At 75.0% G+C, this 11,849-nt stretch carries 13 protein-coding genes; 9 read left to right on the top strand and 4 right to left on the bottom strand.

The annotated features are described in order from the left end of the window. The 3 genes from BIV25_RS27725 to BIV25_RS27715 all read left to right on the top strand — a co-directional run. A partial coding sequence (locus tag BIV25_RS27725; protein ID WP_256256117.1) for a lactate utilization protein B occupies positions 1 to 1,488 on the top strand: 1,488 nt, incomplete at its 5' end. Beyond that, positions 1,485 to 2,126, top strand: a complete 642-nt coding sequence (locus BIV25_RS27720) for a lactate utilization protein C (protein WP_071375170.1) — start codon at positions 1,485 to 1,487, stop codon at positions 2,124 to 2,126. The genes BIV25_RS27725 and BIV25_RS27720, both read left to right, overlap by 4 nt. A gap of 60 nt (positions 2,127 to 2,186) precedes the next feature. Continuing rightward, positions 2,187 to 3,341 (top strand): ABC transporter ATP-binding protein, encoded by a 1,155-nt coding sequence (locus tag BIV25_RS27715; protein ID WP_071375169.1) that lies wholly within the window; start codon positions 2,187 to 2,189, stop codon positions 3,339 to 3,341. 33 nt (positions 3,342 to 3,374) lie between these two features. Here the strand turns inward: BIV25_RS27715 and BIV25_RS27710 are convergent, their stop codons facing one another. The 4 genes from BIV25_RS27710 to BIV25_RS27695 form a co-directional block, all read right to left on the bottom strand. Then, a complete protein-coding gene (locus tag BIV25_RS27710) occupies positions 3,375 to 4,313 on the bottom strand; it encodes an ABC transporter substrate-binding protein (RefSeq protein ID WP_071375175.1) in 939 nt (312 codons plus the stop codon). Next, positions 4,310 to 4,981: an ABC transporter permease gene (locus BIV25_RS27705; protein WP_071375168.1), complete on the bottom strand. Its 672-nt coding sequence runs from the start codon at positions 4,979 to 4,981 to the stop codon at positions 4,310 to 4,312. Before BIV25_RS27705 ends, BIV25_RS27710 begins: the two co-directional genes overlap by 4 nt. A 22-nt stretch (positions 4,982 to 5,003) precedes the next feature. Next, positions 5,004 to 5,747 (bottom strand): ABC transporter permease, encoded by a 744-nt coding sequence (locus BIV25_RS27700; RefSeq protein WP_071375167.1) that lies wholly within the window; start codon positions 5,745 to 5,747, stop codon positions 5,004 to 5,006. A 126-nt stretch (positions 5,748 to 5,873) separates the two neighbouring features. Beyond that, positions 5,874 to 6,449, bottom strand: coding sequence for a TetR/AcrR family transcriptional regulator (locus BIV25_RS27695; RefSeq protein WP_071375166.1), 576 nt, complete (start codon positions 6,447 to 6,449; stop codon positions 5,874 to 5,876). A 123-nt stretch (positions 6,450 to 6,572) separates the two neighbouring features. Here BIV25_RS27695 and BIV25_RS27690 point away from each other — a divergent pair, with 123 nt between their 5' ends. From BIV25_RS27690 to BIV25_RS27665, 6 genes are all read left to right on the top strand, one after another. Then, entirely contained in the window at positions 6,573 to 7,430 is an 858-nt protein-coding gene (locus BIV25_RS27690; protein WP_071375165.1) for a MoxR family ATPase, read from the top strand. A 53-nt stretch (positions 7,431 to 7,483) separates the two neighbouring features. Further along, positions 7,484 to 8,791: a VWA domain-containing protein gene (locus BIV25_RS27685; RefSeq protein ID WP_079176926.1), complete on the top strand. Its 1,308-nt coding sequence runs from the start codon at positions 7,484 to 7,486 to the stop codon at positions 8,789 to 8,791. Between the two features lie 68 nt (positions 8,792 to 8,859). Next, positions 8,860 to 9,843: a pyridoxal-phosphate dependent enzyme gene (locus BIV25_RS27680; RefSeq protein WP_071375163.1), complete on the top strand. Its 984-nt coding sequence runs from the start codon at positions 8,860 to 8,862 to the stop codon at positions 9,841 to 9,843. Positions 9,844 to 9,960: 117 nt separating this feature from the next. Then, entirely contained in the window at positions 9,961 to 10,476 is a 516-nt protein-coding gene (locus BIV25_RS27675; protein WP_071375162.1) for a hypothetical protein, read from the top strand. A gap of 67 nt (positions 10,477 to 10,543) precedes the next feature. After that, positions 10,544 to 11,239 (top strand): RNA polymerase sigma factor, encoded by a 696-nt coding sequence (locus tag BIV25_RS27670; protein ID WP_071375161.1) that lies wholly within the window; start codon positions 10,544 to 10,546, stop codon positions 11,237 to 11,239. Then, on the top strand, positions 11,236 to 11,610 hold the full coding sequence (locus BIV25_RS27665) for a hypothetical protein (protein ID WP_071375160.1): 375 nt from the start codon (positions 11,236 to 11,238) through the stop codon (positions 11,608 to 11,610). Before BIV25_RS27670 ends, BIV25_RS27665 begins: the two co-directional genes overlap by 4 nt. Positions 11,611 to 11,849: the final 239 nt, after the last annotated feature.

The raw sequence follows: 11,849 nt of genomic DNA, 5'->3' as shown, positions 1-11,849 counted from the left end.
CCCTCCCACCCGGCATTTCCCCCGCCCACCCACCCGGCGTTCCCGGAGGCGGCCGAAGAGGCCGTCGGCAACGCGACCCTGCGCGCCAATCTGCGGCACGCCACGCACACCATCCGCGCCAAGCGGGCCAGAGCGGTGGCGGAGGTGTCCGACTGGGCCGGGCTGCGGGAGGCGGGCCGGCGCATCAAGGACCACACGCTGCGCCATCTCGACCGGTATCTGGAGCAGTTGGAGGAGTCGGTCACCGCGGCGGGCGGCACGGTCCACTGGGCGGCGGACGCCGCCGAGGCCAACCGGATCGTCACCCGGCTCGTCAAGGAGACGGGCGAGTCGGAGGTCGTGAAGGTCAAGTCGATGGCCACGCAGGAGATCGGGCTCAACGAGGCCCTTCTCGACGAGGGCATCCGCGCCTACGAGACCGATCTCGCCGAGCTGATCGTGCAGTTGGGCAGGGACCGGCCCTCGCACATCCTCGTCCCGGCCATCCACCGCAACCGGGGCGAGATCCGGGACATCTTCGCGAAGGAGATGGGCGCGTGGGGCCGCCCGGCCCCCGAGGGCCTGACCGACACACCCGCCGAACTCGCCGAGGCGGCCCGGCTGCATCTGCGGGAGAAGTTCCTGCGCGCCAAGGTGGGCGTCTCCGGCGCCAACTTCATGGTCGCCGAGACCGGCACCCTGGTGGTCGTGGAGTCCGAGGGCAACGGCCGTATGTGCCTCACCCTCCCCGAGACGCTGATCTCCGTCGTGGGCATCGAGAAGGTGGTACCGACCTGGCGTGACCTGGAGGTCTTCCTCCAGACGCTGCCCCGCTCCTCGACCGCCGAGCGCATGAACCCGTACACCTCGACGTGGACCGGCACCACCGACGGCGACGGTCCGAGCGCCTTCCACCTGGTCCTGCTCGACAACGGCCGCACCGACACCCTCGCCGACCGGGTCGGCCGCCAGGCCCTGCGCTGCATCCGCTGCTCGGCCTGTCTCAACGTCTGCCCGGTCTACGAGCGCGCGGGCGGGCACGCCTACGGCTCGGTCTACCCGGGCCCGATCGGCGCCGTCCTCAGCCCCCAACTGCGGGGCACCGCGAGCGAGATCGACGCCTCGCTGCCGTACGCGTCGAGCCTGTGCGGGGCCTGCTACGAGGTCTGTCCCGTGGCCATCGACATCCCGGAGGTGCTGGTGCACCTGCGGGAGCGGGTGGCGGAGGGCGGTCCGGCCGTGCGGGAGGGCAACCGGGTGCTCCTGAAACCCGCCAGGGGACACGCGGCCGAGCGCGCGGCCATGCGCGCGGCCCGCTGGGCGCTGGCCCGCCCCGGCGCCCTGCGCACCGGACAGCGGATCGCCTCCCGCACCCGCCGGCTGCACCCCCGCACCCTGCCCGGCCCGGGCCGGGCCTGGACCGGCACCCGGGACCTGCCCCCGGTGCCGGCGCAGCCGTTCCGGGACTGGTGGCAGCGCACCCGCGGCGGAAAGGACGAGGCCAAGTGAGCAGCAGGGAAAGGGTGTTGGGCCGGGTGCGACGGGCGCTCGCCGACGTGGTCCCGGACGAGCGGCCGTACGAGGAAGCCGTGGGCCGGGACTATCTGCGCGCGCACGGGCGGCGTACCACCGAGGAGACGGTGGACCTGCTGGCGGAGAACCTGGCGGACTACCGGGCGCTCGTGCACCGCACCGCTGCCGAGGAGCTGCCGTACCTGGTCATGCGGCTGCTGGCCGAGCGCGGCTCGCCGGAGGTGCTGGTGCCGTCCGGGCTGCCGCCGGAGTGGATGTCCGCCGCGGACCCGGTGCGGATCCACGACCGGGCGGTGAGCACACCGCAGCAGCTGGACCGGGTGGGCAGTGTGGTGACGGGGTGTGCGGTGGCGATCGCCGAGACGGGCACGATCGTCCTGGACGGCTCCCCCGACCAGGGCCGGCGCCGCATCACGCTGATCCCGGACCACCACATCTGTGTCGTCCGGGTCCCGGACCAGGTCGTCTCCTCCGTGCCCGAGGCCCTCGAACGCCTCGATCCGGCCCGGCCGTTGACGTGGATCTCGGGCCCCTCGGCGACGAGCGACATCGAGCTGGACCGGGTCGAGGGCGTACACGGCCCGCGCACGCTGGAGGTGGTCCTGCTCGGCTGACCGGGCTCCGTTCCGCCACGCCGGCGGGCAGGGCGCGGACGGCGCCGTTAGCGTGGGGGAATGATCCGGTTCGAGCAGGTCACCAAGCGGTATCCGGACGGTACGACGGCCGTGGACGACCTCTCCTTCGAGGTCGACGAGGGCGAGCTGGTCACCCTCGTCGGGCCGTCCGGCTGCGGCAAGACGACGACCATGATGATGGTGAACCGGCTCATCGAGCCGACCTCGGGCCGGATCCTCGTCGAGGGCGAGGACGTCGCCCGCGTCGACCCGGTGCGGCTGCGCCGGCGGATCGGGTACGTCATCCAGCAGGTGGGCCTCTTCCCGCACCGCACCGTCCTGGACAACACCGCGACGGTGCCCGCGCTGCTCGGCTGGAAGCGGGCGAAGGCCCGGGCGCGGGCCGCGGAGCTGCTCGATCTGGTCGGGCTCGACCCGGCGACGTACGGTCCGCGCTACCCGGAGCAGCTGTCCGGCGGGCAGCGGCAGCGGGTCGGGGTGGCGCGGGCGCTCGCCGCGGATCCGCCGGTGCTGCTGATGGACGAGCCGTTCGGCGCGGTCGACCCGGTGGTGCGCGAGCAGTTGCAGGACGAGTTCCTGCGCATGCAGGCCGCGGTGCGCAAGACGGTGCTGCTGGTCACGCACGACATCGAGGAGGCGGTCCGGCTCGGTGACCGGATCGCGGTGTACGGGCAGGGACGGATCGAGCAGTTCGACACGCCGGGGGCGGTGCTGGGGGCGCCCGCCACGCCGTACGTCGCCTCCTTCGTGGGCGCCGACCGCGGCCTGAAACGGCTGTCGGTCACCGAGATCGAGCCGGACGACCTGGAGCAGCCGCCGGTGGCCCGGCTGGACGAGCCCGCCGGGCGGGCCGAGGAGCGGCTGCGGGCCGAGGGGGCGCGCTGGGCGGTCGTGCTCGACCCGGACGGCGATCTGCACGGCTGGGTCGGCCTCGACGCGCTGGCGGCGGGCGGCACGGTCGGCGAGCGCACGCACCGGATGACCGCGTGGGTGCCGGTGGGCGCGCCGCTGAAGCAGGCGTTCGGGGTGATGCTCCAGTACGACGCCGGGTGGGTCGCGGTGCTGGACGGCGCGCGCTTCCTCGGCGTCCTCACCCCGGCGAAGCTGCACGAGGCGCTGCGCCGCTCGGTGGACGCGGACGCGCGGGGCGTGGCGCGGGGGCAGGTGCCGTTCGACTCGGTGTCGGACGCCTGAACCGGACGGCGCCGACGGGTGCGGCCGGCCGGGCTACTTCAGCAGGCCCTTGTCCGTGAGATAGGTGCGGGCGACGTCGGCGGGCAGCCGGCGCCAGCTGTCGACCTGCTGGTTCATGGACGCCAGGTCGGCCGTCGTCAGGACGTCGTTGAGCCTGCCGAGCGCCTTGGTCACGCCCTCGCCGCCCGCGCGGGAGCGGTTGACGACCGGGACGATGTAGTCGGCGTTCTGGAGGTGCTTGTCGTCGGCGAGGAGCACCAGGCCGAACTGGTCCAGCGTGGCGTCCGTGCTGGTGGTCAGCACCATCTGGTCCCGGCCCGCCTGCACGGCGCGCTTGGCCTGGGTGGTGCCGACGCCCTTGGGGTCGACGCCGGTGACGTCGATGCCGTAGACCTTCTTCAACCCCGGTTCGCAGTAAGGCCGTTGAATGCACTCGTCGCCCGCCGCGAGGCGCACCCTCAGCCCCGAGGCGCCCAGGTCGCTGAGGTTCTTGAGGCGGTGTGCGCGGGCGTAGTCGGCGCGTACGGCGAAGGCGTTCTGGTCGACGGCGCGGCCGGGCGGCAGGACGGTGAGGCCGCGCGGGGCGGCGAGCCCGCGCAGGGCCCGCATCGTCGCGTCGAGGTCGGGTGAGCCGACGGGGGTGGCGTCGGCGCCGTGGGTCTTGGCGTTCAGCCAGTCGGCGAGGGTGGCCGCGTACTCGGGCACGACGTCGATCTGGCCGGACTCCAGGGCCGGTTCGTACAGCTCCCGGTTGGCGACCGTGATCATCGAGGTGCGGTAGCCGGCCCGGTTCAGGAGCTGGGCGTACAGCTGGGCGAGCAGGTCGCTCTCGGTGAAGCCGGCGGAGCCGATCGTGAGGTGGTGGCTGTCACCGGGCGGTGCGGTGACCGCCCCGCGGTTCTCCAGGGAGGGGCCGGTGGCGCAGCCGGTCAGGGCGAGGAGCAGGAGGACGGCGGGCAGGGCTCTTCTCATCGGCCGCCCCTGGCCCACGCCGGTGCCAGGCGTTCGGCGGTCTCGAAGACGCCCTCGACGACGAGCGCGAACGCGGCGACCAGGATCGCGCCGGCGACCACCTGAGGGGTGCTGGCCAGGTTGAATCCGGCGGTGATGATCCGGCCGAGGCCGCCGCCGCCCGCGAGCGCGGCGATGGTGGCGGTGGCGACGAGCTGGACGGCGGCGATCCGCACCCCGGTCATGACCAGCGGGAGCGCGAGGGGCAGCTCCACGCGCAGCAGCATCTGCGTTCCGGTCATCCCCATGCCGCGGGCCGCCCGGACGACGCCGCGGTCGACCTCACGCATGCCGACGTAGGCGTTGGTGAGCAGCGGCGGGACGGCGAACAGCACCAGTGCCACCACGGTGGGTCCCTCCCCCCATCGGCCCACGGGGGTGAGGAGCAGCAGCACCAGGACGGCGAAGGTGGGCACGGCACGGCCGGCGTTGGAGAGGTTCACGGCGAGCGCGCCGCCCCTGCCGAGGTGGCCGAGGACCAGGGCGACCGGAAGCGCGAGCGCGCAGCTCACGGCGAGGCAGACGACGGTGAGGACGAAATGCTGGAGCAGCCGGTGCCGGATGCCGTCGTCGCCCGACCAGTGCGCGGGGTCGGTGAGCCAGTGCCAGGCCGCGGTGAGCGTGTTCACGGCCGGGCCGCCGTCCGGTCGTTCATGCGCGGCCCGCTCTCGTCCCGAGGAGCCGGGTGCTCGGCCGCCCGCGTGCGGCGGGCGCGCGGGCCCGGCCGGCCCTCGTCCACGGTGTGACGAGCCGCTGCACGCCGAGCAGGAGCAGGTCGGCGGCGACGGCGATCAGCACGCACAGCACCGACGCGGTGAGCACCTGGGCCTTGAAGTAGGTGTTCATGCCCGCGTAGATGAGGTTTCCGAGGCCGCCGAAGCCGACGATCGCGCCGACCGTGACCAGGGAGACCGCCGACACGGTGGCGATGCGCAGCCCCGCCATCGCGGCGGGCAGGGCGAGCGGCAGCTCGACGGTGAGCAGGAGGCGGACCGGGCCGTAGCCGAGTCCGCGCGCGGCCTGCCGGGTCTCCTCGGGGACCGCGCGCAGGCCCGCGAGGATGTTCCGGACGAGGAGGGTGAGGGAGTACAGCACGAGTCCGGCGACGACGAGGCCGGCGGACAGGCCGTAGACCGGCAGGAGCAGGGAGAACATGGCGAGCGACGGGATGGTGTAGAGGATCGTCGTCAGGGCGAGGACCGGTCCTGCCGCCCAGCGCCAGCGGCGGGCCAGCACCGCGAGCGGCACGGCGATGACGAGGCCGACGAGGACCGACAGGGCGGTCAGCTGGAGGTGCTGGACGGTCGCGTCGAGCAGGATCTGCCGGCGGGTGCGCAGATAGGCGCCGCAGATCCAGGCGTTGCGTGCGAGGCAGTCGTGCGGCGGGGTGGTCACCGTCTCATTGGACCGGGCGGGCGAGCGCGGGGGCGCGTTGTGCTGGCCCGTACGGGGCGCGGGGCTGTGCGGGCAGGCGGCCGCGCCGCGCGGCCGGGACCGGCCTGCAGGCGGCCGACGGCCGGCTCAGTCCATCCCCGCCGCGTCCATGAGCGCCGTCGCGGTCGTCACGGCCAGTCCGTCCTCCAGGTGTTCGACCCGCGCGCCGGCCCGCGCGCTCGCGCCGTCGAAGACCAGGACGAGCTGGCGGGCGAGCAGTTCGGGGTCGCGGGCGCCGCCGCGCTCGGCCTCGGCACGCAGGCTCTCCGTCAGCCGCTGCTTGACGGCGCGGGCGACCACGCTCGCCGGGTGCTCGGGGTCCTTCAGCTCGACCAGGACGGCCAGGTAGGGGCAGCCGCGGTAGTCGGGGTCCGCGGCGGCGCCGGTGACCTGCTCGAAGACATGGAGGATGCGCTCGCGCGGGGTCGCGTGGTCCGGGTCGGGGTGCGCGAGGCGGGCCTCGTAGCGCGGGATCCGCTGCTCCAGGCTCGCGGCCAGCATCGCGTCCTTGCTGTCGAAGAGCTGGTACATCGATCGCTTGGAGACGCCCGCCTCCCGGCACAGGGCCTCGATGCCGATGCCGACGCCGTCGCGGTAGGAGAGCCGGGCGGCCGCGTCGAGCAGCCGGTCGCGGGAGGACGCCCTGTCGGTGGTGGTGGCCATACGGCGAGGCTACCCGGCGGACGGGCGGTCGGGAAACCGATCGGTGTATGCACGTGACAGGGACGGTGAACAAGCGCTTAGATAGGAGTCCGGATCCCGCTCCCCGACCCGCCGGAGGCCCCGTTGTTCACGTCCGTCGACGACGTCTCCGCCCGCCTCGCCGGGACCGGCTACCTCGCCTCGCCCACCGTCGCGACGACCGTGTTCCTCGCCGACCGGCTGGGCAAGCCGCTGCTGGTCGAGGGCCCGGCCGGGGTGGGCAAGACCGAGCTGGCCAAGGCCGTGGCCCAGGTGGCCGGAGCCCGGCTGGTGCGGCTCCAGTGCTACGAGGGCGTGGACGAGTCCCGGGCGCTGTACGAGTGGAACCACGCCAAGCAGCTGCTGCGCATCAGCGCGGGCCGCGACGAGAGCTGGGACGAGACCCGCACCGACATCTTCAGCGAGGAGTTCCTGCTCCCCCGCCCGCTGCTCACCGCCATCCGCGGCGACGAGCCGACGGTGCTCTTGATCGACGAGACCGACAAGGCCGACGTCGAGATGGAGGGCCTGCTGCTGGAGGTGCTCAGCGACTTCCAGATCACGGTCCCGGAGCTGGGCACGGTCAGCGCGACCCGCCGCCCGTTCGTCGTCCTCACCTCCAACGCCGGCCGGGAGCTGTCCGAGGCGCTGCGCCGGCGCTGTCTGTTCCTGCACATCGGCTTCCCCGAGGAGGAGCTGGAGCGGCGGATCGTCCGGCTGAAGGTGCCGGGCCTGACCGAGGCGCTGGCCGCGTCGGTCGTCCGGGTGGTCGGCGCGCTGCGCGCGATGGACCTGCGCAAGGCGCCGTCCGTCGCCGAGACCATCGACTGGGCGCGCACCCTGCTGGCCCTGGGCGCCGGCGCGCTGGACGAGACGGTCGTCCGGGACAGCCTCGGGGTGATCCTCAAGCACCAGGACGACATCCAGAAGGCGGCGGCGAAGCTCGACCTGGACGCCCTGTGACCGAGGTCGCCGAGCGGATCACCGGCCTGGTCGGGGCGCTGCGCGCGCACGGGATGCGGATCGGCACCGGCGAGACCGTGGACGCGGCCCGCGCCGCGCGGGAACTCGGCTTCGCCGACCGGGAGTTGCTGCGGGAGGGGCTCGCCGCGACGCTGCTGCACGGCCCCGGGCAGCGAGCGGTGTTCGACCCCGTCTTCGACCTGTACTTCCCGCGCGCGACGGGCGGCCCGGACGGCTCCGGATCCGACCGGGACGAGCTGCGCGACCGCCTGGCCGAGGCGCTGGCCGCGGGCGATCAGGTGATGATGGCCCGGCTGGCGGCCGAGGCCGTCGACGGCATGGGCGGATACGGCAGCTCGCCCGGCGCCGACGGCTTCTCGGCGTACCAGACCCTCGACCGGCTGCGCCCGCAGACCCTGCTGGCCCGCGTACGTGCGGACCTGCGGGGCGGGAGCGGCGACGGCAGCGGCAGCGGCAGCGGCTTCGCGGACCGGCTGCTGGACGACGAGATCCGCGCCCGGATCGAGCAGTTCCGGCGGATGGTCGGCGCGGAGGCGCGGCGCCGGGTGGCCGAGCGGCGCGGAGCGGACGAGATCGCCCGGCGCGGTGTCGTACCGACCGCGGACCGGGTGGACTTCCTGTTCGCGGGCCGGGACCAACTGGCCGAGCTGCGCAGGGCGGTTCAGCCGCTCGCGCGCAAGCTGGCCACCCGGCTGGCCGCGCGCCGGCGCCGGGCCGCGCGCGGCTCCGTCGACCTGCGCCGCACCCTGCGGTCCTCGCTGTCCACGGGCGGGGTGCCGATGCGGCCGGTGCTGCGCCGGCGCCGCCCGGTCCGCCCCGAACTGGTCCTGCTGTGCGACGTGTCCGGCTCGGTGTCGGGTTTCTCTGACTTCACGATGCTGCTGGTGCAGGCGCTGCACGACCAGTTCAGCAAGATCCGGGTGTTCGCCTTCGTCAACCGGCTGGACGAGGTGACCGCACTGCTCGACCACGGCCGCGCCGACCCGGACGGGCTCGGAGCCCGCATCCGCGCCGAGGCCACGCTGACCGGCTGGCACGGCAGCAGCGACTACGGCGTGGCGCTGGGCGAGTTCGCCGAGCGGTACGGCGCCGCGGTCGGCCCGCGCACGACGGTGTTCGTCCTCGGCGACGCCCGCACCAACATGAGCGATCCGAACCTGGCCGCCGTGCGCGAGGTCGCCCGGCGCGCCCGGCGCGTGTACTGGCTGAACCCGGAGCCCCAGGACCGCTGGGGCACCGGCGACTCGGCCGCACCCGCCTACGCGGAACTGGTCGAGATGCACGAGTGCCGTACGGCTCGTCAGCTCAGCGCCCTGATCGCCCGGCTGCTTCCGGTGTGATCGACTGGTCCGCGACGACCGCGATCCGCACCTGAACCGCGCCCGACCGGCGCCGAAGGACATACGCCATGAACCCCTCCCCCGTCTCGCTCGGCAGCTTCCCCACCCCCGTCGAACCCGCGCCCCGGCTCGCCGCCGCGCTCGGGCTCGGCCCGGAGGACCTGTGGATCAAACGGGACGATCTGACCGGTCCGGGCGGCGGCGGGAACAAGATCCGCAAGCTGGAGTGGACGGCGGGCGCGGCGCTCGCCGAGGGCGCCGACACGCTCGTGACCACCGGCGCCCCGCAGAGCAACCACGCCCGGCTGACCGCCGCCGCGGCTGCCCGGCTGGGCCTGGCCGCCGTTCTCGTGCTGCGGGGCGAGCCCGGCGCCGCACGGTCCGGGAACCTGGCCCTGGACGGGCTGTTCGGGGCGCGGATCGCGTGGGCGGGCGAGGTCGACCGGGCGGGGCTCGACGCGGCGGCGGCCGACGTGTGCGCACGGCTGCGGGCCGAGGGTGCCCGGCCCGCGCTGATCCCGTTCGGCGGGTCCGGCGTGCTCGGCGCCCGGGGCTACGTGCGCTGCGGCGAGGAGCTGGACGAGCAGCTGCCCGAGCTGCGCACGGTGGTGGTCGCGCTCGGCTCGGGCGGCACCATGGCCGGCCTGGTCGCGGCCCTGGGCGCCGGCGCGGTGCTCGGTGTCGACGTGGGCGCGCTGGCCGACCCGGCCGCGGCGGTCGCGGAGTTCGCGACACCGCTGACGTCGCGCCAGGTCACGGCCGAGGAGCTGCGGGTGCGCCGGGACCAGGTGGGCGACGGGTACGCGACGCTGACCGGCCCGGCCGCCGAGGCACTGCGGCTCGCCGCCCGTACCGAGGGCCTCGTCCTCGATCCCGTCTACACCGGCCGCGCCCTGGCCGGTCTGCGCGCGGCCGTCGCCGACGGCGACATCCGGCCGGGCGAGAAGACGGTCTTCGTGCACACCGGCGGGCTGCCGGGCCTGTTCGGGCACGCGGACGCGGTGGCTTTCGCGGAGGCGGGGGCGACGGAGTTCCCCCGTAGCACGGGCTGAGCGGGGCCGCGGAGAATTCTTCGGGGTGCACCCGCAACCTCGCCCGGGGCCGGACGTCTGTCGGGGTGGAGGCCTCCACTTCGACCAGTTGTCCGACCCGAGCGAGCGAAGGAACCCATGACCGCACACCGAGCCCATCGCCCCAGCACCGTCCGCAGGCTGCGGGCCGCCCTGGGGGTCTCCGCCGTAGGCGCGGCCCTGGCCGTCGCCGGCACCGTCACCGCCCAGGCGGCCCAGAGCGACAGCCACTCCCCCGCCCGTACGGCCGCCCCGTCCCCGGTGCCGTCCTCGCCCGGTACGGCCACCCCGTCCCCGGTGCCGTCGCCGGTGGGCACGCGGCCCCCGCGGCCCGAGCCGAGCACGTCGCAGCCCGGACCGGCCACCCCGTCGCCGGTGCCGTCGCCGGTGGGCACGCGGCCCCCGCGGCCCGAGCCGAGCACGTCGCAGCCCGGACCGGCGACCCCGACGGCGGTGCCGTCGCCCGTGCCCGCCACCTCGAGCCCCGTGCCCGCCGCCCCGCGCCCGGTGCCGTCCACCAGCGCGCCGGAGCCCGCCCCGGTACCGAGCCAGGTGCCGGGGCACGGACCGCGGCACGGCCACCCCACGCCGGCGCCGGTACCCCCGCGGCACTGAGGCAGTAGCACCTAGCAGGGCCGGGCGGGGAACCGGATCCGCTCCCCCGCCCGGCCCCGGGAGATCCATGACGACAGCGACACCACCGGCGGCGGTCCTGCCCCAGAACCGGACCGGCACCCCGTGGCGGCCCGCACGCCGATGGCGGTTCGGGCGGCTCCCGCGACCGCGCCCGCCGTGGGCCCGCGCGCTGGCCCGCGCCACCCGTACGGACACACCGCCCGCCGCACCGACGACACCGGGCACCGGTACGACCACCGCTCCGCACCCCGAACTGCCGCCGGGCATCGAGGAGTTGTACCACCACCGCCGGCTGTCCCTGGTCCGGCTGGCGGTGCTGCTGGTGGACGACGTACCGACGGCCGAGGACGTCGTCCAGGACGCCTTCACCGCGCTCTTGCGCCGGCACGGCCACCGGCTCGCCTCGCTCGACGACCCGGAAGCGTATCTGCGCACCAGTGTCGTCAACACGGCCCGCTCGGTGCTGCGCCGCCGCAGGACCGTACGGGCACATCCCCCCGCGCCCGAGGAGCACGCGCCCGCCCCCGAGGAGGACGTGCTGCTGCACGAGGACCACCGGGAGGTACTGGCCGCGCTGCGCACCCTGACCCGGCGGCAGCGGGAGGTGCTGGTGCTGCGCTACTGGTCGCATCTGACCGAGGCCGAGATCGCGGCGACGCTCGGTCTGTCCCGGGGCACCGTCAAGTCCACGGCCAGCCGGGCCCTGGACGCCCTCGGCCGACGTCTGGAGGGGCTGCGATGAACGACTCCGGTAGCGGCAGCGCACCGGGACAGGTCGAGGAGCGGCTGCGGGCCGCCCTGGCCGCGCGGGCGCACTCCGTGGGCCCGGCCGACCTGCGGCCGCTGCGTCCGCCCACCGTGACGGTACGGCCCCGCCGGGTGCCGCTGCGCCGGGGCGCGCTGGGCCTGCTGGCGCTGGCCGCCGTGGCCGCGCTGGTGTTCTTCACGGTGCACGACGGCCCGTCCCGCCCGGCCGAGCCGGCCCGCCCCCCGCACCCGACCGTGGAGGCGCCGTCCTCAGCGGCCCCGAGCCCGACCGCCTCGAACACGGCCGTACCGTCCCCGAGCACACCGCACCCGGAGGCGTCGCAGCCGTGCACCACGTGCCGGTGAACTGCACGCCGGTGAACTACGCGTCCGGGTGGGCGAGTTCCATGACCGCGATCAGCGTGTACCGGCCGCCGTCCGGGCCAAAGAAGACGTACGCACCGTCGGCGACGACGTCACCCGGGCATCGCCGAGCGGCCCACGCGTGCCGGGCACGAGCCCGCCGAGGGGGAACTCGCCCAGCCCATCGACGCGTTCGGTCGCCGGCGCCGCTCCGCGCACATCGGTGCCGATCACGCCCCCGC

The organism is Streptomyces sp. MUSC 14 (genome assembly GCF_001866675.1).
GTDB lineage: Bacteria > Actinomycetota > Actinomycetes > Streptomycetales > Streptomycetaceae > Streptomyces.
This window is presented reverse-complemented; position numbering and strand designations above follow the sequence as displayed.